Raw genomic sequence first — 22,978 nt, 5'->3', positions numbered from 1 at the left:
GCAGTTCCCTGCACGATACAGCCCCGCCCTACTATTGCAAGCTGCGCAGGTAGCCGCGCCAGCCGCCGAAGTGGCTGATGTCCACGGCGCCGGTCAAGCCGTAGGGCTCGCAGATGAAGCCGGTTTCCCAACGCCCGTCGGCCAGTTGCACCTTGCCCAGGCCCAAGGGGGCGGGGATACCGGTGAGGAAGGAGCCCAATTCGCGGCTCGGCAGCTCCCACACTTCCACCTCAATGGCCACGCCGCCTTCACTCACCCGCAACATGCCGGGGCGACAGGGTGGCCCACCGGCCAGCGCGAACAACTGATAGTCGGCCGAGCTGTGGGTGCGCTCCAGCAGGCGCGCGCCACGCCGCACTAATTGGCCGTTAAGCGCCAGCCCCTGCAGGTGCGCGCCGCACACCACCAGCCGGGTAAAGTCATGACCTGCGCTGCCGACAGGCACAGGCAGCGACGTATCGTGCTGGCGCTGCAACGCATCCGCCACGCCCAACAGGTATTGGTCGGTGAACGCTCGGCCAAACAGCGTCACACCCCAAGGCAAACCGTTGTGCATAAAGCCGCTGGGCACGGCGACGGCGGCGTAATCCAGCAGGTTCATGAAGTTGGTGTAGTAGCCCAGCTCGGCGTTGCGCAGCACCGGTTCGGCGCGCAGTTCTTCCAGCGTCACCGGGCGGCCTATGGTCGGCGTCAGTACGCAGTCGAGGCCTTCAAGCATGCCATCGCACTGCGCTTTCAAGGCTTGCAGGCGGTACTGCGCACGGAAGGTCTGTACGCCGTTTACCGCTGGCGCTTTGGCCAGCACCGCACGAATCACCGGCAGCACGGCCTCGGGGTTCTGCTCCATCAGTTCACCGGCCACGCTGTAGCGTTCAGCCACCCACGGCCCTTCGTAGAGCAGGCGCGCGGCTTCCAGGAAGGGCGACAGGTCCAGCGTCACCGGCTCGCCACCCAGTGCAATCAAGCGGTCGATGGCCTGCGCAAACAACTGCGGGCCTTGCTCGCAGCCGAAGTACTCCAGGTCCTGCTCGCGCGGTACGCCAAAACGAAACGCGCGGGGTGCGCCAAACGCCGATGCATCATTCCACGCCGGGTTCGCTCGGCTGTACGCATCCAACGGATCGAGTTTGGCAGTCAGCGCCAGTAACTGGCTGGCCTCGCGCGCGGTGCGGGTAAAGGTGGTGACGCAATCCAGCGTGCGGCACGCCGGCACCACGCCGGCTGTGGAGATCAAGCCTTTGCTCGCCTTGAGCCCCACCAGGTTATTCAGCGCCGCCGGCACCCGCCCGGAACCGGCCGTGTCGGTGCCCAGGGCAAAACTCGCGACACCCAACGCGACGGCCAGTGACGACCCGGCGCTGGAACCGCCCGACGGATACTCCGGCAACACGCTGTTGGGGCACGCGCCATACGGCGAGCGGCTGCCATTGAGCCCGGTGGCGAACTGGTCGAGGTTGGTCTTGCCCACTGGCACCGCGCCCAAGGCGATCAACTGCTCGACAATGCTCGCGTTGCGCTGCGGCACATAGGCGAACGCCGGGCACGCGGCGGTGGTGGGAATGCCAGCCAAGTCGATGTTGTCTTTGATCGCAAACGGTACGCCGAATAACGGCAACTCAGCCGGTTCACGCGCGTCCAATGCGGCCAGGTACGGCTCCAGCTCCGCTTCGGTAAGCAAGTGGATAAACAGGTGATAATCGGGGTTCAAGTGCGCGGCTTTCTCGCGCAGGTGCAGCAGCACTTCACGGGGCGTGGTGTCGCCGCTCAGGTAGGCATTGCGCAGGTTGTCCAGTTGCAGGTTCATGGCTTGTCCGCCTGTAGAAATAGAAGAGTCAGTCACGTTCGAGCACCACCACCCGTTGCCCGGCGCCGATGCCGCTGCCGGGTTGCACGGGGATCTCGCGCACGGTGCCGGCGAACGGCGCCACTACCGGGATTTCCATTTTCATTGACTCCAGAATCACCAGCACATCGCCAGCCGACACGCGCTCGCCGTTAGCCACCTGGACTTGCCAGAGGTTGCCGGCGATCGGGCTGTCGACACTGATTTGGTTGGCCTGCAACGGCGTGTCTGCACCTTGTGGTGCCGCGAGTTCTTCACTGTCGAAATGCGCCTGGCCACTGGCAATCCAGCGTTCACGCTCGGCATTGAAGGCGTGCTGCTGATGCTCACGAAACGCGCCAATGCTTGCGGCTTCGCGCGCGAGGAAAACCTGATACTCCGCGAGGTTCAACTGGCTGTGCTCGATGCTCAATTCAAAGCGCCCCAGCGGAAAGTCGCGCCGGATCTGCACCAGCTCATCAGCCGTCACCGGGTAAAAACGGATCTGGTCAAAGAACCGCAATAACCACGGCTTGCCATCAAACGCCGAGACCTCCCGGTAGCGGTTCCACATCTGCAAGGTGCGGCCCACAAACTGATAACCGCCCGGGCCTTCCATGCCGTACACGCACAAATAAGCGCCGCCAATGCCCACCGAATTCTCGGCGGTCCAGGTGCGCGCCGGGTTGTATTTGGTGGTCACCAGACGGTGGCGCGGGTCCAGCGGCGTGGCCACCGGAGCGCCGAGGTAGACGTCACCCAAGCCCATCACCAAGTAGCTGGCATCGAACACCGTGTGGCGCACCTCGTCGAGGTTGGCGAGGTCGTTGATGCGGCGAATGAACTCCAGGTTGCTCGGGCACCACGGCGCGTCCTTGCGCACGGTGGTCATGTATTTTTCGATCGCCAGCTGGCACGCCGGGTCGTCCCACGACAGCGGCAAGTGCACGATGCGCGAGGGCACTTGCAGGTTGGGGGTGGCGCACACAGCGGCCCATTGCGTGGTGATCAACGCCAGTAAACCAGCCAGCGGCAGTTGTTCGGGCTGGTAGTGGATTTGCAGGGAACGGATGCCTGGGGTCAGGTCGATGACACCTGGCAGGGCGAGAGTTTCCAGGGCTTGCATGAGTGCATGAGCACGAAAGCGCAGCACCAGGTCCAGCTCGGGGGCGCCGATTTCCAGCAGCAGGTGAGTGTCGCCGGCGAGGCGGGCGACGAGGCGGGTGTCGCCTTCACCCAACTCCAGCACCACAGGCGATCCGATCGTAAGTGGGCCACGGTCGATGTGGGAGCCGGGCTTGCCCGCGATGGCATCAATGTGGTCTGCCTGAGGTACCGAGTTGTCTGGATCGCAGGCAAGCCAGCTCCCACATTGATCCCATTTCAGGGCGAGGTCGCGGGCGGTTTTCAGGTTCACCGGTTCGAACCGCAGTTTGTCCCCGGCCTTGAGTTGCCCCAACTGCCAAAGGTCCGCCTCGATCACCGTCACCGGGCACACAAACCCGCCAAGGCTCGGCCCATCCGGCCCCAGGATCACCGGCATGTCCCCGGTGAAATCCACCGCGCCGATGGCATAGGGGTTGTCATGGATATTCGACGGATGCAGCCCCGCTTCGCCACCGTCCGTGCGCGCCCATAAAGGTTTTGGCCCGATCAGTCGCACGCCGGTGCGGCTGGAGTTGAAGTGCACTTCCCATTGGGTGGCGAAGAAGGTGACGATGTATTCAGGCTTGAAGTATTCCGGCGCGCCGTGCGGGCCATAAATCACCCGCAGCGTGCGCACCGCAGGCAGGGGTTCCGCGATCAATTGCTGGCCGGCGTCGGCGTCTGTCAGTGGCAGCAAATGCAACACATCGCCAGTGCGTAAAGCGCGCCCGGCGTGCCCGCCGAACTGGCCGAGGGTGAAGGTGCTTTTGCTGCCCAGGTAATCTGGCACTTGCAACCCGCCGCGCAGGCACAGATAGCTGCGCGCACCGGCACCTATGATGCTGCCAAGGCTCAACACCGCGCCTGCTTCAATCCGCAACGCGGTGTTCATCGGCACTGGTTGGTCGTTCAGCAACAGCGTGATGGCTGCGCCGGTAACAGCGACGACCGCCGCGCAATTAAAGCGCAACAGCGGCCCATTCATGGTGATTTCCAGCGCCGCCGCGCCGTCGTCGTTACCCAGCAGGCGATTGCCCAGGCGCAGTGCGCGGCTGTCCATTGGCCCGGAGGGCGGCACACCGACGGCCCAGTAGCCGAGGCGGCCGGGGTAGTCCTGCACACTGGTTTGGGTGCCGGCGCTGAGCACTTCGAAGGTGCTGGCGCTGTAGACCAGGCCTTCCAGGCAACGCGTCCACGGGCGGCCGCTGGCAAACGGCGTGGCCAGCAGGATTTGGCGCAGGTAGTCGCGGTTGGTTTCCACGCCGTAGAGCTGGCTGTCGCTCAATGCCTGATGCAGATTCAGACGCGCCTGTTCGCGGGTCGGCGCCCACGTGATGAGCTTGGCGATCATCGGGTCGAAGTAGGGCGGTATCTCGCAACCGGCTTGCACCCAGGTGTCGATCCGCAAACCTTCAGCCGTCGGGAAATCCACACGGGTTAACAGGCCTGGGCTCGGCTGGAAATCCTTGCCTGGATCTTCCGCATACAGCCGCGCCTGAATCGCGTGGCCCTGAGGGTGCAGCTTCAATTCGCTCAACGCAGGTAGTTCACCCGCCGCCAATTGCACCATCCAGCGAACAAGGTCGACGCCCCAGACTTGTTCGGTGACGCCGTGTTCTACCTGCAGGCGCGTGTTCACTTCGAGGAAGTAGAAGCGGCCGTCAGCGCTGTCAAAGATGAACTCTACGGTGCCGGCGCTGCGGTAATTGACCGCCCTGGCCAGGGTGATGGCCGCCGTGCACAAGGCTTCGGCCATGCCGTCGGGCAGGTTCGGCGCGGGTGTTTCTTCGAGGACTTTCTGGTTGCGCCGTTGCACGGAACAGTCGCGCACGCCAAGGGCGATGACGTCGCCCAAACCGTCGCCGAACACCTGCACTTCCAGGTGGCGGGCGTGCTCGATGTATTTCTCGATAAACACACCGGCATCGCTGAAGTTGTTTTGCCCCAGGCGTTTGACCGCTTCAAAGGACTCACTCAGCTCTGTCGCATTGTGGCACACACGCATGCCGATGCCACCGCCGCCTGCGGTGCTTTTGAGCATGACCGGATAGCTCACGGTTTCGGCCGCCAGCAACGCTGTATCGAGGCTGTCGAGCAGCTCGGTGCCTTCCAATAATGGAATTTGATGGTGTTTGGCCAAGGCCCGCGCGGTGTGCTTGAGGCCGAATACGCGCAGCTGTTCGGGTGTCGGACCGACGAAGGCTATCCCCGCATTTTCGCAGGCTTGGGCAAAGGCGGCGTTCTCTGAGAGAAAACCGTAGCCAGGATGAATCGCCTTGGCGCCACAGGCCTTGGCGGTGGCGAGGATTTTTTCCACTGCCAGGTAGGTGGCCGCCGCCGCGCCTTCGCCGAGGCTGTAGGCCTCGTCGGCTTGCTGGATATGCAGGCTGGCTGCGTCGGCTTCGGCGTAGACGGCGATGCCTTTGACCTGCAGCTCGCGCAAGGTGCGCAGGATGCGGCAGGCGATGGCGCCACGGTTGGCGATCAAGAGTTTTTCGAACATGGCAAAACCCTGCGGGCCGTCCCGCAAAGTGAGGGAGCACTGCGGTCGTCCGCAGTGCCTGTGGTCAGTGTGGGAGCCGGGGTTGCCCGCGATGGCGGTAGGGCAGTCAGCTTATCGGTTGGCTGATGGACCGCTATCGCAGGCAAGCCAGCTCCCACAGTTGATCGCTAGTGTTTTCGGATGCATTGCCCGGCTCGGGACTGGCACAGGGCGAATAACCACTTACGCAGGCGTTTTATTTTCAGTTCCATACCAGTAACTCCGCAGCCGTCGGGTTGTAGCCATTGCATGGATTGTTCAGTTGCGGGCAGTTGGAGATCAGCACGATCACGTCCATCTGCGCACGCAGGTCGACGTACTTGCCGGGCGCGGAAATGCCGTCTTCAAAGGTCAGCCCGCCGTCGGCGGTGACCGGCACATTCATGAAGAAATTGATGTTCGGCCCGATGTCACCTTTACCCAGCCGACCGTCGTGGGCGCAGGCGCGCAGGTAGTTGTCGCGGCAGCTGTGCATGTAGCGTTTTTCCAGGGCGTAGCGCACGGTGTTGCTCTCTTGGGCACAGGCACCGCCGAGGGTGTCGTGGCGCCCGCAGGTGTCATCGACGATGGTCAGCATCGGCTGGCCAAGGTTGGAATACAGCACGCTGCCGGTGCTCAGGTACACGCGGTTTTGCCGGCGTAATGTGCGCTGTACGTCGTAGCGTTCCTTGGGGTTTTTGCGGCTGTAGAACAGCGTGTCGACGGCCTGGTTGCCCTCCAGGTCGAGGATGCGCAGGGTCTGCCCGGCCTTGACCTCCATCAGCCATGGCTCGCCAGCAGGAATGGTGGCGCGGTACACGGCTGCCTCGGGTTGTTTCAGTGCGATAGACATGGCAGTTCCTCAGGCGAACAGGCGGTCGGTGTTGATAAAGCCGCGCTCGTTTTCCGGGCGCGAAGTGCGGCAGTGTTCGGCGACACTGGAATCGGCGTTCATCCAGCTGAGTTTCAGCGGTTGCGGCGCGTAGTTCGGGTTGGGGTCCATCGGGTGTTGCAGCGCGGTCAGCACCACGAGTGTGTCCATCGGCGCGTAGAGTTCGATGTAGTCGCCGGCTTTGGAATTGCCCGGCACAAAGTGCAGGCCGCCGCCTTCGTCAACGCTGACCCGGCTGAACAGGTTGAGGGTCATCAGCAGGTCGCTAAGCCCCAACCCCCACTTGCCCAATTCCACCAGCAGGTTGTCGGTGCCGTTGCGAAAGAAGCCGTTGCGCAGCTCCTGATAACGGCCCTGGCCGTACTTTTCAGCGACCTCGGCGGCGCACAGCACGCCGCCGATGCTGTCACTCCAGCCGCAGGTGTCGGCGGTGATGGCGGCCAGCACGCGGCCCATGTCCGAGTACAGGCAGTGGCCGCGGGTGAGTTTGGCGGTGTGTTGGCATTTGAGGCTGTCGGGCAGGTTCAGACGCTCGGTTTTTTCATTGGCATTGAGCAGGGTCAGGCTGACGTTGGCACCACCGCGAATATCCGTGAGGCGCAGCAGTTGGCCGCGCTTGAGCACAAAGGAGCGGTGGCCGCCGCCGGGTAGCATTTCTTCGGCGAAGGGTGGGAACAGTTGAATGGAATCGGTCATTTGCAAGTCGCTCCAAGTTCGGCGGCCAGCGCTTTGCGGCGCTCGCTGTTCAAAGGGATGTCGTAGGTGATGCGCGCGCCATAGGCGCCGGGGGCGTGGGGGTCGACACGGACTTTGTCGAACACCAGCAAGCGTGTGCCGAGGCTGAAACCTTCGCTGAGGTCGTGGGTGACCATGAACACCGTCAGCCGGGTTTCGCGCCATAGCGCCAGCAACAGCTGATGCATGTCTTTGCGAATGCCCGGGTCGAGGGCGCCGAAGGGTTCGTCCAGCAGCAACACGCGGGGTTTCATGATCAGGGCTTGGGCGATGGCCAGGCGTTGCTGCATGCCGCCGGAGAGCTGCGCCGGGTATTTGTCCAGTGCGTGGCCGAGGCCGACTTTTTGCAGCAGGGCGGCGGCCTGTTCCCGTGCGTCTTGTTTGGCTTTGCCGAACAGCCGTCCCAGCAGCGGCGAGCGCGGTAGCTCAAGGCCAAGCGCAACGTTGTCCAGCACCGTCAAATGCGGGAACACCGAGTAACGCTGGAACACCACGCCACGGCTGGCATCCGGCTCGCCGGCAAGTGGTTGGCCGTCCAGCAGGATCTGGCCTTTGCTCGCGGTTTCCTGGCCCAGCAACAAGCGCAGGAAGGTCGATTTGCCGCAGCCGGACGTGCCGACCAGGGTGCAAAACTCACCCTCATCGACATGCAGGTTGAGCCCTTCCAGCACCACCTGTTCGCCATAGCGCTGCCACACATTGTTGACGCTGATAAAACTCATGGCCGCGCTCCTTCGTACCAGGGGAACGCACGCCGTGTGAGGGTTTTGAGGCCCCAGTCCATCAGCCAGGCGAGCAGGGTGATCCACACCACGTAGGGCAAGATCACGTCCATCGCCAGGTAGCGGCGCACCAGGAAGATCCGGTAGCCGAGGCCGTCGGTGGAGGCGATGGCCTCGGCGGCGATCAGGAACAACCACGCCGAGCCGAGCATCAGCCGCAGCGAGATCAGCAAGCGCGGCAGCAGTTGCGGCAGTACCACGCGCAGCATCAAGGTCCAGGTGGACGCGCCGAGGGTCTGCGCCTTGACCAGCAGCTCCACGGGGATTTCCCGCGCGCGTTGCTCCAAGTCACGGGCCAGCGCCGGGGTGATACCGATGACGATCAGCATCACCTTGGACAGTTCGCCCAGGCCAAATACGATGAACAGAATCGGCAATATCGCCAAAGGTGGCACCATCGACAGCACCGTGAGCAGGGGCGATAGCGGCGCGCCAAACAGCGGCAATGTGCCGGCGGCGATGCCCAGGCACAGGCCGGCGAGGGCGCTGATGCCCAAGCCGATCGCCAGGCGGCGCAGGCTGGAGGCGCTGTCTTGCCACAGCACATATTCACCGGTACGCGTATCGGCGCTGAACGCCAGGCGTTTCACCGCGTCGCCCATTTGCGCGGCGCTGGGCAGCAGTTTGTCGTTGGGGTTATCCGCCAGGCGCTCGGCCGAGCCTACAAAGTAGGCGAACAGCAGCAGGGCGAACGGCAGCAGCACCAACAGCAGGCGGCTGGAGCGTTCCGGGTGACGGTTGATCAGGCGCATGGCCGGGTCCTCTTACAGCGTGCCTTCGGCGGCCATCTGTACGTAGCTGGGGTCGAAATGCAGCTTGAGGTTGGCGGTGTCGCCGTTGGTTACGCCATTGGCGAAGCTCATGCCCACGGCGCTGGCGTCCCTGGCCCCTTCGCCGAGCAGGCCGTGTTTAAACGAGAACTCGGCGACCTTGCGCAGGGTGGCGGGCAGTTGCGCGCTGGTGGCGAACGCCAGCGCTTCCTTGGGCGTGGCGAACAGCTTGGTGGTGTCCAGTTGCGCCTGGAAACCCTTGAGGTCGGTGCCGGAGGCCTTGGCCATATGTTCAAACGCCGCGGTGCTGGCAGCGTTTTTGGCGTTCATCAGCGCGACCACTTCAAACCAGGCACCGGTCAGCGCTTTGCCCAGGGCCGGGTTGTCTTTGAGGGTTTGGGTGTTGACCACCATCATGTCCATGATTTCGCCGGGCACTTTGCTGGAGTCGAACACTTGGGTGACGCCCGGTTTAGCCTTGATCTCGGAGAGCATCGGGTTCCAGGTGGTCACGGCTTGCACCTGGTCGGTGTTGAAGGCCGCGGCGATGTCGGCGTCGGAGGTGTTGACGACTTTGAGGTCTTTTTCGGTGAGATCAGCGGATTCCAGGGCGCGGGCCAGCAGGTAGTGAGACACCGAGAGTTCCACCAGGTTGACGTTCATGCCCTTGAGGTCGGCCACGGTCTTGCCGGTGCCCTTGATCACCACGCCATCATTGCCGTTGGAAAAGTCGCTGACCACCAGCGCGGTGCTGTCCACACCACCGGCGGCGGGAATGGTCAGGGCGTCCATGTTGGTCATGGTGCAGCCGTCGAACTGGCCAGCGGTGTATTGGTTGATGGACTCGACATAGTCATTGAGCTGCACCATGTCGATCTTGATGCCGTACTTCTTGGCCCACTTGTCGAGGATGCCTTGGCTGCCGGCGTATTCCCACGGCATCCAGCCGGCATAGATAGTCCAGCACACACTGAAGTGGTCTTTGGTCGCGGCTTGGGTTTGAAAGCTCAGCACGGCGGCGAAGGCGGCGGCGAGCAGGGCGGGTAAACGGATTGTGGGCATGGGGCTTCTCCAGTTGAACATGGGCGAGCAGGAGCAACGCGGCACCGTGAACGGTGGCTTGTCTCCCGGGCTTTTATCCCGCCGTGTAACCTCAACTGGAGGTCGCCAACTCTCGGACCAGCCACTCGCTTTTCAAGCGAGCCGGAACCCTAGTCGGCCATTGCAAATTGTGGTGCCGCGAACCTGTGATGAATCCTGCACGGGAGAGGCAAAGCGAGAGTCGTGCCAACTGGGCCAGAGGCCCGGTTTACGGCCGGGCGTGGCGGGGAAGAGGGGTGTGCGTGCGCCACTCGGGTGCGTTGGCGCACTGCAATGAGGCGGTTACAACCGGAACTTGCTGACCAGCACGTTGAATGAGGTGGCCAAGCGGGACAGGTCCTGGCTGGAGGCGTTGGTCTGGTTGGCACCGGCAGCGGTCTGGGTCGACAGGTCCTGGATGTTGAGGAGGTTGCGGTCCACTTCGCGGGCTACCTGCGCCTGCTCTTCCGACGCGGAGGCGATCACCAGGTTGCGTTCGTTGATCTTCGCCACGCTGGCGGTGATGCGTTCCAGGGCTTCGCCGGCGTTTTGCGCCAGGGTTTGGGTGTTGTTGGCCCAGGTCAGGCTTTTGTTCATGGCTGCCACGGCGTCATCGGCGCCGACCTGCACTTCGCCGATCATTTTTTCGATATCGACGGTGGAGGTCTGGGTGCGATGGGCCAGCGCGCGGACTTCATCGGCCACCACCGCAAAACCACGGCCTTGCTCACCCGCGCGTGCGGCTTCGATGGCGGCGTTAAGGGCCAGCAGGTTGGTCTGGTCGGCGATACCGCGGATCACGTCGATCACCTTGCCGATCTCGCGCACCTGGCTGGCCAGGTCGGCCACCGATTGTGTCGAATCGTTGATCTCGACCACCATCGAACTCATACCGGACACGGCCTGCGCCACCTGCTCACGGCCTTCCTCCGCTTCAGTGGTGGCCTGGCGCGAGGCTTCGGAGGTCGACACCGCATTGCTTGCCACTTCATCCACCGCCGCCGTCATCTGGTTGACGGCAGTGGCGGCTTGCTGGATTTCGTCATTCTGGCGCGTGAGGCCACGGCTGCTTTCGTCGGTGACCGCACTGAGTTCTTCAGCGGCGGAGGCGAGCTGGTCGGCGGCGTTGGCGATTTCCACCAGCGTGCTTTTCAGCCCGCCCTGCATGTCGGCCAATGCCATCAACAATTTTCCGGCTTCGTCAGTACGGTCGGTGATGATGGCTTGGGTCAGGTCACCCTTGGCAATGCGTTGGGCGCTCTCGACGGCCTGGGCGATAGGGCGGGTGATCAGGCGGGTGATCAGCACGCCAATGATGAGGGCGATGATGAAGGCCAGCACGATGCCGCTGATCATCCAGGTCAACGCGCTGCTGCGCAGGTCGGCGGCGGCGGCGGCGCCTTCCTGGATCTGGCGGTTGTTGGAATCGATAATCACACGGATCAGCTCGCGCGCCTGACGGAACAGCTCATTGTTGGTGCTGTTGAGCTGAGCGCGCGCCTGCTCGAGCTGGCCGCCGTTCATCATCGCGACGATGCGCTCGGAGTTGCTGATGTAGGTGGGCCAGATCTGGTCGAGCTTGTCACCGGCTGCCCGTTCGTCGTCTGCCAGCGGCGTGGCGCGGTAGGTGGCGTAGGCGCTCTGGCTGCGTTTGAGTTCGTTGGCGATGTCCTGGGTCACGCGGTCGCGGTCCTGGGCGGAGACGTCGCCCTTGCTGGCGTCCAGCAAACGGTACAGACCACGGTTGTGGGCGACCAGACCATTGAGCGTACTTGCCGTGTTGCTGACGGAAACCAGGTTGTTGGAGAACGTGAGTTCCAATGCGCTGGAAAGGCGCACGACGCTTTTGATACCCAGCAGGCCAACCCCGAGGGTGACCAGTGCGCACAGTAGGAATGAAAGCAGCAGCTTGGTTGAAATTTTCATGACTCTAATCCGGCGATATTGGCGAGGGGCGCACGATAGAGCCTCCCTGGCCATGTGCGATGTCATAGTGACATCATCGCAATCGACAAGGTTCCGGGCCAGCAAAATTTACTGAATCGATAAAGTAACTTGATAGTTACCGGGATGCGCAACGGATCGTATCGACCGCCTACGGTCATGTATCAAGTTGTTACCAAAACGCACCAGATCTGGTTTTCGATGTCCGATACTGTGTCATTCGGCGAAAGTCGGGTGCCGCCCTCCCGCGTCGCTGGAGGTGCTCTTCCGCGGTCCAGGAGGCCGCCATGTATCGACGACTGCTGCTCAGCGCTTTACTCGGTCTTACCCTTTCTGCTTGTGTGCCCTACTACGATGGAGGCGGTAGCTACTATCGATCCGAGGTCTACACCGCGCCGGCGCCGGCGTATTACTACGGCGGTGGCACGTACTATTCGGCGCCACGTTATTACGCACCGGCTCCGCGCTATTACGCCCCCGCACCGCGTTACTACTCGGCGCCGCGTTATTACCAACCGGCCCCGCGCTACTACCCCTCGGGCCCAAGGGGCGGTTACCGGCCTTATCCGAACCAGGGTTGGGGCGATCACGGCGGCAGAGGCGGGCACGGTCGGGGTGGCGATCATGGAGGTGGCCGCGGCGGTCACCGCTGACAGGCCTTGAATGCAAACGGCGCAGGAAGCGCCGTTTTTTGTGGGCGACACTTTTCAGTAATCGGACAAATCCGCCAGCGGATGCCGGCCTTCCCACACCTTGTTGAAATGCGCCTGCACCACCGCGTCCGGGATCGTATTGATATCCGGCCAATGCCAATGGGGCGTCTGGTCCTTATCGATCAACCGTGCCCGCACGCCTTCGGCAAACTCCGGGTAACGGCAGCAATTGAGGCTCAGTGTGTATTCCATCTGGAACACCTCGGCCAACGACAGGTGCCGCGCCCGCTGGATCTGCTCCCACACCAGGTGCGCGGTCAGCGGGCAGCCTTCACTCAGGTTTTTGCCGGCGCGGCTGAACAGCGGGTCGGCGTGCTCACGTAACGGGCTCAAGGCGCGCCAGGCACAGCGCACATCAGCCACATCCAGCCATTCGTCGATCTGCGCACGGCGCGGCAGCCATTGCGCTTCGGGTTGCTGGTCAACGGCTTCCTGGGCGAGCGCCTTGAGCAGGCTGTTGAGCTGCATCGCGGTTTGTTCCTGCCAGTTCAATTGCAGCAGGCCATCTATCAACGCTTCCTGCTGGTCATCGCGCAGGAAACGGTCGGCCAGGCCCAGGTCCAACGCATCGCGGCCGTTGATATGGGCGCCGGTGAGGCCAAGGAATAACCCCAGCTTGCCCGGTAACCGCGACAGGAACCAACTGGCCCCAACATCCGGGTACAGGCCGATGCTGATCTCGGGCATGGCCAGGCGGCTGCTCGGTGTGACGATACGCACCGAAGCGCTCTGCAGCAGGCCCATACCACCGCCGAGCACATAACCGTGTCCCCAGCAGATCAGCGGTTTGGGGTAGGTGTGCAGGCGGTAGTCGAGGCGGTATTCAGCGGCGAAGAACTGCGCGGCCAGGGCGGGCACTTCGCCGGGGAGTTCACGGCAGGCCTGGGCCAGGCTGCGGACTTCGCCACCGGCGCAAAAGGCTTTGGGGCCATTGCCGCGCAGCAGTACACACACGATATTCGGGTCTTTGGCCCAGGCCTCCAGGCGTTCGTCCAAGGCCAGGATCATGGGCAGGGACAGTGCGTTGAGGGATTTTTCCGCGTCCAGGCTGGCGATGCCGAGGCGGGCACCGTCGCTGCCGGTCAGCTCTTCGAAGTGCAGGTTCATCGTGACCTCAATCGAGAAAGTGAAGGTTCAGTATGAACGCTTCAAAGGAAAGTGCCGATGATGTGTCAGATCAATTGACAAGCGGGGTCGGCTTTCCTAGGGTTCGCCCATTCTTTTTTACACGATGAACACACCATGACCGAAGGCGACCGCATCAAACTCGAACCCAGCTGGAAACACGCCCTGCGGGATGAGTTCGACAAGCCCTACATGGCCGAACTACGCGAGTTCCTGCGCCAGGAACATGCCGCCGGCAAAGAGATTTACCCGCCTGGCCCGTTGATTTTCAACGCGCTTAACTCAACGCCTTTGGACAAGGTCAAGGTGGTGATCCTCGGCCAGGACCCGTACCACGGCCCCGGCCAGGCTCATGGCTTGTGCTTCTCGGTACAACCGGGCGTGCCAACGCCGCCGTCGCTGGTCAATATCTACAAAGAACTCAAGCGCGACCTGAACATCGACATTCCCAACCACGGCTGCCTGCAAAGCTGGGCCGACCAGGGCGTGCTGATGCTCAACACCACCATGACCGTGGAGCGCGCGAATGCCAATGCCCACGCGGGCAAGGGCTGGCAGTTCTTTACCGATCGTGTGATCGAAGTGGTCAGCGAGCACCAGCCGCACCTGGTGTTCCTGTTGTGGGGCGCCCATGCGCAAGGCAAGCAAAAGCTGGTGGATGCGACCAAGCACCTGGTGCTGACCTCGGTGCACCCGTCGCCGCTGTCGGCGTATCGCGGGTTTTTGGGGTGTGGGCACTTCGGTCGTACCAACAAGTTTCTTGAGCAGAATGGCGAGACGCCGATTGAGTGGCGGTTGCCGCCAGCCTGAAGGTTAACCGCAACCTACTGTGGGAGCTGGCTTGCCTGCGATGACGATCTATCAGCCGATACATTTATTGACTGAACCACCGCTATCGCAGGCAAGCCAGCTCCCACATTGGAATTTTGTGAAGGCTTAGATTTTTTCCGGCTGACGATTCCAGTGCCTGAACAACGGCTCAGCCAAAAACAGCACAAACAACAAGCGCATCACTTGCATCGCCGTTACCAGCGGCACCGATAGCTGCAAAGTCTCTGCCGTGAGGCTCATTTCGGCAATGCCGCCCGGCATCATGCCCAAGGTGAGTGAGCGCAAATCCAGCTGCGTCAGCGCGCTCAAGCCCACCGCCGCCAACGTCGCAAGCGCCATGGTCAAGGCGGTGCCGATCAAGGTACGGCCCATGAACGACGGCGCACGACGGAAGAACTGACGGTTGAAGTGGCAGCCCAGGCCGCTGCCGATCAGCCACTGGCCGATCTGGCTGCCGCCGTCCGGCAGGCCGTAATGCAAGTCCCAGACAACACTGGCAGTCGCGCTGACCAACAGTGGCCCGAACAACCACGGGTTTGGCTGACGTAAACGCTGCCAGCCCCAGGCCACCAGCGCGCCCAGCGGGAACAGCAGCGCCAGCCAACCCCAACTCACTGGCGCCGGGTGAAACTGCGGCGTGCCGCCTTCGAGCAAGTACTTGAAGATCGCCGGCACACACAGCACCACCACCAGCACACGCAAACTTTGCCCCGCTGCGACACGGCTGAGCACTGCGCCATTACGGGCGCCGAGGTTGACCATTTCACCGGAACCGCCCGGCATGCTGGAGAAAAACGCGGTGGCGCGGTCTTCGCCGCTGCGGCGCATTAACCACACGCCGACCACGCTCGACAGGCTGGTGATCAGCGCACCGAAGAAAATCAGGCCGAAGTGGCTCATCACTTGCTCGATCACCACCGGCGTGAAGTGCAGGCCGATGCCGATGCCTACCACCCATTGGCCACATTTGCGCCCGCCGGGAATCTCCGCCAACTGCCACGGCGTGAGGCAGCGCACCAGGATAATCGCCAGCAACGAGCCGACCATATAGGGCAAAGGCCAGCCGACGAGGCTGGCCAGGTAACCGCCGGCCAGGCCGACCAGCGGTGTTGCCCACCATTGTTTAAAGGTGACCTCAGACATCGGCCAGGGCGCGACGCTGTTGGGCACGTTTACGCCAGATACGCAGCAGCGGCACGAACAACATGATCGCCGTCAGTACCCACACGCCAAAGGTGATCGGGCTGGACCAGAGGATTTCCAGCGCACCGTTGGAGATCGACAGCGCGCGGCGCAGGTTCTGCTCCATCAGGCCACCGAGGATAAAGCCCAGCAGTACCGGCGACAGCGGGAAGTCCAGCTTGCGCAGGATGTAACCGAAGATGCCGATGCCGACCATCAGGAACAGGTCGAAGGTGGTGGCGTGAACCGCGTACACACCGATGGCGGTGATGATGGCGATCACCGGCACCAGCGCCCAGTTCGGTACGGCGAGGATGCGCGTGAAGATGCGGATCATCGGGATGTTGAGGATCACCAGCATGATGTTGGCGACAAACAACGAAGCGATCAGGCCCCAGACGATGTCCGGTTGCTGTTGGAACAGCAGCGGGCCGGGGGTGATGTTGTACAGCGACAGGGCGCCGATCATCACTGCGGTGGTGCCAGAACCTGGCACGCCGAGAGTCAACATGGGGACCAGAGCGCCACAAGCGGCCGCGCCGATCGCAGTTTCCGGTGCAGCCAGACCGCGTTTGTCACCTTTACCGAATTCGCCCGAGGCGCCGGCGATGCGCTTCTCGGTCATGTAGGCCACGGCACTGGCCAAAGTCGCGCCGGCACCCGGCAAGACACCCATGATAAAGCCGAGCACGCCGCAACGAATGTTCACGACAAACACTGATGCGGCTTCCTTGACATTGAACATCATGCGCCCAGTGGCTTTCACGGCTTCCTGGCCACGGTGGGTTTTTTCCAGCAGCAACAGGATTTCGCTGATGGAGAACAGGCCCAGTACCAACACCACAAACTGGATGCCGTCGGTGAGGTGGATGTTGTCGCCGGTAAAACGGTACACGCCGCTGTTGGCATCGATGCCCACGGCCGAGAGGAACAGGCCGATCAGCGCTGCAACAAACGTCTTCAGCGGTTTGTCACCGGCCATGCCGCCCAGGCAGACAATCGCGAACACCATCAGTACGAAATATTCCGCCGGGCCGAAGGCAATCGCCCATTTGGCCAGCAGCGGCGCAAACAGCACCATGCCGCAGGTGGCGATAAACGCGCCGATGAACGAACTCCATGCCGACAGCGACAACGCCACACCGGCCAGGCCTTTGCGGGCCATCGGGTAGCCGTCGAGGGTAGTCATTACGGTAGAAGCTTCGCCCGGGATGTTGAGCAGGATCGAGCTGATACGGCCGCCGTATTCGCAGCCCAGGTACACGGCCGCGAGCAGGATCAGCGCCGATTCCGGCGGCAGGCCCAACGCGAACGCGATGGGGATCAACAAGGCCACGCCGTTGATCGGGCCCAGGCCTGGCAACAGGCCGACCACGGTGCCGATCAAGGTGCCACACAGCGCGGTCACCAGGTTGTAAGGGGTCAGTGCAACGCCGAAGCCCTGGCCCAAATAGCTGAACGTATCCATATCAGTTCTCCAGAACTTCAAGCAGGCCGAGGGGCAGCGGTACATCCATGGCCTTGTCGAACAGCAGGTACAGGCCGATAGCCATGAGGGTGACGATCACTACGCTGGGCAACCAGCGGCCGCCATACAGGCGTGCCATCGGAATACCGATCAACATGCTGCTGAGGATGAAACCCAAGGGCTCGAAAGTGCCGGCGAACACGATCAGCAGCGCGACGCAAAGGCTGATCTTGATCAGGGTTTCGCGGTCCAGCGCGGGTTCTTCTTCGGTGTGCTTGGTTGGCTGCGGGCGAAAGATCATGTAGATCAGGCCCAGGCTCATCAGGCCGAGCATCAGCAGCGGAAAGGCACGTGGGCCGACCGGCTCGTAGGAAAACGCCGCCTGATACGGCCAGGCCATCAGTGCCAGGCCGGCGCAGACCAGCAGCATCACCGAGGCGAAAATGCGTTGTAAGAGCATGTGGAACTCCTGGGCCGCGCCGCCCGTTAAAGAGGGCGCAGCCGTGCAAAAGAGGGGCGATTACTGGATCAGGCCGAACTCTTTGGCCAGCACTTTGTAGTCAGCCACCTGTTTCTTCACGTAGGTGTCCAGCTCCGGGCCGGTCATGGCAAACGGGAACAGCTCGCGCTGGTCACGCAGCTTGGCGAACTCTTCGGAGGCCAGCAGTTTGTCGAACGCTTCTTTCCACCAGGCGTAGTCGGCATCGCTGACTTTTGGCCCAAGGTAGAAACCGCGGACCACTGGCCAGACGATGTCGTAGCCTTGCTCTTTGGCGGTCGGAATGTTCTTCATTTCCGGCTCGTCCAGGCGCTCTTCGGCGAACACCGCTAGCAGGCGCATGTCACCGCTGAGGATGTGCGGCATGGAGTCGGAGATGTCGGTGCTGCCCACCTGGATGTGGCCGCCGAGCAGGGCGGTGGCGATTTCACCGCCGCCTTCGAGGGCGACATAACGCAGTTCGCGCGGGTTGATGCCGGCGGCCTTGGCGATCAGGGCGGTTTGCATCCAGTCCTGGCTGCCTACGGTGCCGCCGGAACCGATCACCACGCTGCCCGGATCTTTCTTCAAGGCTTTGACGAGATCGTCGAGGGTCTTGTAGGGCGAATCGCTTTTCACTGCGATGGCACCGTAGCTGGTGCCGACCGCTGCCAACCAACGCACGGCGCTTTCATCAAAACGGCCGAACTTGCCCTGGGCCAGGTTCAACAGCGAACCGCTGGACCAGGCCACCAGTGTGCCGCCGTCCGCTGGGCGCTGTGCTACCACCGCGTTATAGGCCACCGCGCCCACGCCGCCGGGCATGTAGGTCACACGCATCGGTTTACTCAGCAGCTTCTCATTGACCAACGCGCTTTGCGCCAGTTTGCAGGTCAGGTCAAAACCACCGCCGGGGGAGGCTGGGGCGATGCATTCCGGGCGTTTGGGTTCGTCGGCGGCCAGCAGTTGGCCGGCGAACAACATGCAGCCGGCGGCGAGGGCCAATTTACGCAGTGAATAGGTCATTTGAATCTCCGTCTTGTTGTTATTTAGGGGCTACTACCAAAGTGCGACGCTATAGCTGACCAGCACGCGTACTTCATCCGCATCACGGGCCGAGTAGTTGGAGCGGTACGTGGCGTTACGCAGGCGAAACGCGACATCCTTGAACGTGCCGCTTTGCACGATGTAGCGGATCTCGCTGTTGCGCTCCCACTCCTTGCCGGTCTCGCCGTTCTTGAGCTTGATGTTGTCACCCGACAGGTAACGGCTCATGAAGCTCAGACCGGGAATGCCCAGCTTGGCGAAATCGTAGTCGTAGCGCGCTTGCCAGGAGCGTTCTTCGGCGCCGGCAAAGTCGTTGATCTGTACGAAGTTGACCAGGTACGGGTCGGCCCCATCCACATACGGAAAGGCGCTGTCGCCGGACATGTGCTGGTAGCCGGCGCTGAGCTTATGGCCATTGAGGGCATAGCTGAACAGGCCGTTGAGGGATCTGTTGTCGATCTTGCCGCCATGGGCCGCGCCCGTGTCATCACTGATGGCCAGGCGCAGGTCGGTGCCGAAGGTGCCGGGGCCGAGTGGGCGCGAGGCCACCAGGCCGAGGAAGTGCTGGCGGTACACGTCATCGAGTTGGGCGAAGTGGTAACTGCCGGTGATCTTGTCGGCGAGCTTGTAGTCAACGCCGCCGAAGTTGAAGTGCTTGCCGGTAGCCCCGCTGACGAAACGGCTGTTCTTGTTATTGAGGGCGATTTCTTCGTAGTCGGTGGAATCGCGGTCTTTGGCTTTGTCCAGGCGGCCGCCGGTAAACACCAGGTTCTTGAATTCTTTGGAGGTCAGCAAGCCACCGTTGAAGGTCTGCGGCAGGATGCGGCCGTCGTTGGGCTTGAGGGTCGGCAGTTCGGGGATCAGCGCACCGATCTTGAGTTCGGTGGCGGAGATCTTTACTTTGCCGGTCAGGCCGAGTTTGGCGTAGTCGTCGACAGCGCGGCCGTTGTCAGTGGGCAGCAAGCCAGAACCTGTGCGGTCGGGGCTGGAGTCGAGCTTGACCCCAAGCATGCCCAGCGCGTCCACACCAAAGCCGACGGTGCCGTCGGTGTAGCCCGATTGCAGGTTGAGCATGAAGCCCTGAGCCCATTCGTCGCGCTTGGATTGCTGCGCGCTGGTGCCGTCGCGAAAGTCGCGGTTGAAGTACATATTGCGGGTTTCCAGGGTCGCGCTACTGTCTTCAAAGAAGGCAGCCTGGGCAAGCGGCGAAAAGCCGGCAAGGGCGGTGGCACTGGCAAGGGCGGTCTTGGCAAGACGGGAAAAACGGACAGGCGGGCAAGCCTGGGGCTGGGTCGACAGCATCGTGGTGTACTCCGTTATTGTTCTTATTTTGGCGAAAACGCTTCGAGGCGTTTTTCGATCGCTACGGATCAGGTAGCTCGGCGGGCATTACCCACCGTTGCTGGATGCTAAAGGGCGAAGCTTTCACTAACCTTTCAGCTGCCTTTCAATGTTTTCGGGCTTCACAGGGCAGGCGGCGCCTGTAAACTGCCCGCCAAAGCGTGGCGTCGACCATGCCCGAACGAGGTGAAAATCCATGCGTGTCCTCTTGGTTGAAGACCATCTGCAACTCGCCGAAAGTGTTGCCCAAGCGCTCAAGAGCACGGGTTTGACCGTCGACGTACTGCACGACGGCGTGGCCGCGGACCTGGCCTTGAGCAGCGAGGAATATGCGGTGGTGATCCTCGATGTGGGGCTGCCGCGCATGGATGGTTTTGAGGTGTTGGCGCGTCTGCGGGCGCGTGGGAAAAATCTGCCAGTGCTGATGTTGACGGCGCGCAGTGATGTAAAAGACCGTGTGCATGGCCTGAACCTGGGCGCTGATGACTACCTGGCCAAGCCCTTCGAGTTGACCGAGCTGGAAGCGCGGGTCAAGGCGCTGTTGCGCCGCAGTGTGCTGGGCGGCGAGCGTCAGCAGGCGTGTGGCGTGCTGGTCTACGACCTGGATACCCGGCGTTTCACCGTAGGCGGCGAGCTGATGACGTTGACCTCTCGCGAGCAGGCGGTGCTTGAGGCGCTGATCGCGCGGCCCGGACGCGTGATGAGCAAGGAGCAACTGGCCTCCCAGGTGTTCGGCCTGGACGAGGAAGCCAGCCCCGACGCGATTGAAATCTACGTGCACCGCCTGCGCAAGAAGCTCGACGGCCAGCCCATCGCCATCGTGACCTTCCGTGGCCTTGGCTACTTGCTGGAAGCCCGTGATGCATAAGCCCAGCAGCCTGCGCTGGCGGCTGCTGTGGAACCTGGCGCTGCTGCTGGTGGTGCTGATGCTCGCCAGCGGCATGAGTGCTTACTGGAATGGCCGCGAAGCCGCCGACACCGCCTATGACCGCACTTTGCTGGCTTCTGCGCGCACCATCGCCGCCGGGTTGACCCAGGTGGACGGTACCCTGAGTGCCAATGTGCCTTATGTGGCGCTGGATACCTTCGCCTACGACAGTGCCGGGCGGATCTATTATCAGGTCAATGACATCGACCGAAAATTGATCTCCGGCTACGAAAACCTCCCTGGCCCACCGCCGGGCACGCCGCGCACCGATGATTACCCGGCGTTGGCGCGGTTCTACAACGCCATGTACCAGGGCCAGCATGTGCGGGTGGTCAGCCTGCTCAAGGCGGTGTCAGAGCCGAACATGAACGGCATGGCGGAAATTCGCGTGGCCGAAACTGACGAAGCTCGCGAGAGCATGGCTCGCAGCCTGATGGCCGACACTCTGCTGCGCCTGGGCATGCTGGCGGTCGGTGCGTTATTGCTGGTGTGGTTTGCCGTGAGTGCGGCACTGCGCCCGCTGGAACGCCTGCGCACCGCCGTGGAAGAACGCCAGCCCGACGACTTGCGCCCGCTGCCGCTGGTGGAGGTGCAGCATGAGTTCGGCCCGTTAGTGCGCTCGCTTAATCATTTCACCGAGCGCTTGCGCGGCCAGTTCGAGCGCCAGGCGCAGTTTATCGCCGACGCCGCCCACGAATTGCGCACCCCGCTGGCGGCGCTCAAGGCCCGGCTTGAGCTGGGCCTGCGCAGCAGCGACCCGGCGACGTGGCGCAGTACCTTGGAAACCGCAGCCCAAGGCACCGACCGTCTGACCCACTTGGCCAACCAATTGCTGTCCCTGGCACGCATCGAAAACGGCGCGCGGGCGATTGCCGAGGGCGGTGCGCAATTGCTTGACCTCAGCCAGCTGGCGCGGGAACTCGGCATGGCCATGGCGCCGCTGGCCCACGCGCGGGGCGTTGCCCTGGCATTGGAGGCGGACGAACCGGTGTGGCTGCGCGGTGAGCCGACCTTGCTGAATGAACTGCTGAGCAACCTGGTGGATAACGCCCTGGCCCACACCCCATCGGGCGGGAACGTGATTCTGCGGGTGACCGCGCCGGCGATCCTGGAAGTTGAAGATGACGGCCCAGGCATCCCGCTGGATGAGCGGGACCGGGTTTTCGAACGTTTCTACCGTCGCAGCCAGCAGGGCATGGGCTCGGGCTTGGGGCTGGCGATTGTCGGCGAGATCTGCCGGGCGCATTTGGCGCAGATCAGCCTGCATGATGGTGAATTGGCGGGGTTGAAGGTGCGGGTGAGTTTTATCGCGGGGTAGTCAATAGAACATCGAGCGCGCTTCATCCAGCTCGGCACGCAATGTTTCGCTGTAGGGGTCGATGCGCAGCTTCTTGAGCGCCGGCAGGCTGGTAACGTCTACGTTGGCCAATGGATGCGCGGTGCCTCGGTGGCAATACAGTACGGCGATTTGCACCACGTCGATGTAGTCCAGGCTTGGGGAGTCACGCTCCAAATCCAGGTACTGCCCCGGCAGCTTGGCCAGCATTTCCGGGAAATCCCACACACCCAGCAGTTTGTCACCCAGCAACGGGTGAATACTGTCGATGACATGGTTGAGGCTGACCGGGTCGGCCAACAGCTCGTAACGGTCTTCGGCGTAGGTGAGGATCGGCAGCACGCCAATCTGATGCACCAGCCCGCCGAGGGCGGCCTGGTCCGGCTTGAGGTGGCTGTGGTTGCGGCACAGGGCATAACTCACGCCCGCCACTTCCAGGCTGCGGCGCCACACTTCGCGCATTTTCAGTTCGACGACTTCGGAGCGAGCGTGGAAGATCTGTTCCATGACCAGACCGATGGCCAGGTTGCTGCTGTAGTTGGTGCCCAGCCGCGTGATGGCGGTATGCAGATCAGTGACTTCCTGGGTTGCGCGTAGCAGCGGGCTGTTCACCACTTTGATCAGGCGCGCCGACAGCGCGGTATCGCGACCGATCACTTTGCTCAAGTGGCTGATGCTGATCTCCGGGTCTTCCGCGGCCTGACGAATGTTCAAGGCCACTTCCGGTAATGTCGGCAGAACCAGGTCATCGTTGTCGATGGCCGTTACCAAAGCCTGTTGGACTTTTTCCGCCAGCTTGTTCATTCATGCTCTCTAGGGTGTTGCAAAAAGGTGCGT

At 62.4% G+C, this 22,978-nt stretch carries 19 protein-coding genes and 1 riboswitch; of the genes, 4 read left to right on the top strand and 15 right to left on the bottom strand.

Annotated elements, in window-relative coordinates; genetic code table 11:
- Positions 1–31: 31 nt before the first annotated feature.
- The 8 genes from atzF to HX790_RS03580 all read right to left on the bottom strand — a co-directional run bounded on the left by atzF (position 32) and on the right by HX790_RS03580 (position 11,674).
- Positions 32–1,804, bottom strand: a complete 1,773-nt coding sequence (gene atzF, locus HX790_RS03615; RefSeq protein ID WP_176991243.1) for an allophanate hydrolase — start codon at positions 1,802–1,804, stop codon at positions 32–34.
- 28 nt (positions 1,805–1,832) lie between these two features.
- Entirely contained in the window at positions 1,833–5,471 is a 3,639-nt protein-coding gene (gene uca / locus HX790_RS03610; protein ID WP_176991242.1) for an urea carboxylase, read from the bottom strand.
- A 241-nt stretch (positions 5,472–5,712) separates the two neighbouring features.
- On the bottom strand, positions 5,713–6,342 hold the full coding sequence (locus HX790_RS03605) for an urea amidolyase associated protein UAAP2 (protein WP_138453787.1): 630 nt from the start codon (positions 6,340–6,342) through the stop codon (positions 5,713–5,715).
- 9 nt (positions 6,343–6,351) lie between these two features.
- Positions 6,352–7,077, bottom strand: coding sequence for an urea amidolyase associated protein UAAP1 (locus tag HX790_RS03600; protein ID WP_138453786.1), 726 nt, complete (start codon positions 7,075–7,077; stop codon positions 6,352–6,354).
- Positions 7,074–7,838, bottom strand: a complete 765-nt coding sequence (locus HX790_RS03595; protein ID WP_176991241.1) for an ABC transporter ATP-binding protein — start codon at positions 7,836–7,838, stop codon at positions 7,074–7,076. Before HX790_RS03595 ends, HX790_RS03600 begins: the two co-directional genes overlap by 4 nt.
- Positions 7,835–8,650 carry an ABC transporter permease gene (locus tag HX790_RS03590; protein ID WP_176991240.1) on the bottom strand — a complete coding sequence of 272 codons (816 nt, stop codon included), beginning with the start codon at positions 8,648–8,650 and terminating at the stop codon, positions 7,835–7,837. Before HX790_RS03590 ends, HX790_RS03595 begins: the two co-directional genes overlap by 4 nt.
- Positions 8,651–8,662: 12 nt before the next feature.
- Entirely contained in the window at positions 8,663–9,730 is a 1,068-nt protein-coding gene (locus tag HX790_RS03585) for a putative urea ABC transporter substrate-binding protein (protein WP_176991239.1), read from the bottom strand.
- Between the two features lie 60 nt (positions 9,731–9,790).
- A riboswitch (guanidine-I (ykkC/yxkD leader) is annotated at positions 9,791–9,894 on the bottom strand.
- 157 nt (positions 9,895–10,051) lie between these two features.
- Positions 10,052–11,674, bottom strand: a complete 1,623-nt coding sequence (locus HX790_RS03580) for a methyl-accepting chemotaxis protein (protein ID WP_099548632.1) — start codon at positions 11,672–11,674, stop codon at positions 10,052–10,054.
- A 305-nt stretch (positions 11,675–11,979) separates the two neighbouring features.
- On the opposite strand from HX790_RS03580, the gene HX790_RS03575 reads away from it, so the two are divergent.
- Entirely contained in the window at positions 11,980–12,345 is a 366-nt protein-coding gene (locus HX790_RS03575) for a hypothetical protein (RefSeq protein WP_017137314.1), read from the top strand.
- Positions 12,346–12,399: 54 nt separating this feature from the next.
- Here the strand turns inward: HX790_RS03575 and HX790_RS03570 are convergent, their stop codons facing one another.
- The gene (locus tag HX790_RS03570) at positions 12,400–13,512 is read right to left on the bottom strand and encodes an enoyl-CoA hydratase/isomerase family protein (RefSeq protein WP_017137315.1); all 1,113 of its coding nucleotides are present in this window, start codon (positions 13,510–13,512) and stop codon (positions 12,400–12,402) included.
- Between the two features lie 135 nt (positions 13,513–13,647).
- Here HX790_RS03570 and ung point away from each other — a divergent pair, with 135 nt between their 5' ends.
- Positions 13,648–14,340, top strand: coding sequence for a uracil-DNA glycosylase (gene ung / locus HX790_RS03565; protein ID WP_017137316.1), 693 nt, complete (start codon positions 13,648–13,650; stop codon positions 14,338–14,340).
- 126 nt (positions 14,341–14,466) lie between these two features.
- Here the strand turns inward: ung and HX790_RS03560 are convergent, their stop codons facing one another.
- From HX790_RS03560 to HX790_RS03540, 5 genes are read right to left on the bottom strand one after another with little or no spacing between them, the layout of a single operon-like run.
- The gene (locus HX790_RS03560) at positions 14,467–15,504 is read right to left on the bottom strand and encodes an AbrB family transcriptional regulator (protein ID WP_026013720.1); all 1,038 of its coding nucleotides are present in this window, start codon (positions 15,502–15,504) and stop codon (positions 14,467–14,469) included.
- Complete coding sequence (locus tag HX790_RS03555; RefSeq protein WP_017137318.1) at positions 15,497–17,011, bottom strand: tripartite tricarboxylate transporter permease; 1,515 nt, start codon at positions 17,009–17,011, stop codon at positions 15,497–15,499. Before HX790_RS03555 ends, HX790_RS03560 begins: the two co-directional genes overlap by 8 nt.
- Before the next feature lies 1 nt (position 17,012).
- The gene (locus HX790_RS03550; protein ID WP_099548634.1) at positions 17,013–17,471 is read right to left on the bottom strand and encodes a tripartite tricarboxylate transporter TctB family protein; all 459 of its coding nucleotides are present in this window, start codon (positions 17,469–17,471) and stop codon (positions 17,013–17,015) included.
- 60 nt (positions 17,472–17,531) lie between these two features.
- Entirely contained in the window at positions 17,532–18,515 is a 984-nt protein-coding gene (locus HX790_RS03545; RefSeq protein ID WP_017137320.1) for a tripartite tricarboxylate transporter substrate binding protein, read from the bottom strand.
- A gap of 33 nt (positions 18,516–18,548) precedes the next feature.
- Entirely contained in the window at positions 18,549–19,838 is a 1,290-nt protein-coding gene (locus HX790_RS03540) for an OprD family porin (protein WP_099548635.1), read from the bottom strand.
- 235 nt (positions 19,839–20,073) lie between these two features.
- On the opposite strand from HX790_RS03540, the gene HX790_RS03535 reads away from it, so the two are divergent.
- Together HX790_RS03535 and HX790_RS03530 are read left to right on the top strand one after the other, a co-directional pair.
- Entirely contained in the window at positions 20,074–20,745 is a 672-nt protein-coding gene (locus HX790_RS03535; RefSeq protein WP_017137322.1) for a response regulator, read from the top strand.
- On the top strand, positions 20,738–22,123 hold the full coding sequence (locus tag HX790_RS03530) for a sensor histidine kinase (protein WP_017137323.1): 1,386 nt from the start codon (positions 20,738–20,740) through the stop codon (positions 22,121–22,123). Before HX790_RS03535 ends, HX790_RS03530 begins: the two co-directional genes overlap by 8 nt.
- Here HX790_RS03530 and HX790_RS03525 read toward each other — a convergent pair whose 3' ends face one another.
- Positions 22,124–22,945: an HDOD domain-containing protein gene (locus tag HX790_RS03525; protein WP_017137324.1), complete on the bottom strand. Its 822-nt coding sequence runs from the start codon at positions 22,943–22,945 to the stop codon at positions 22,124–22,126.
- Positions 22,946–22,978: the final 33 nt, after the last annotated feature.

This window comes from Pseudomonas sp. IPO3747 (assembly GCF_013385245.1).
GTDB lineage: Bacteria > Pseudomonadota > Gammaproteobacteria > Pseudomonadales > Pseudomonadaceae > Aquipseudomonas > Aquipseudomonas edaphica.
This window is presented reverse-complemented; position numbering and strand designations above follow the sequence as displayed.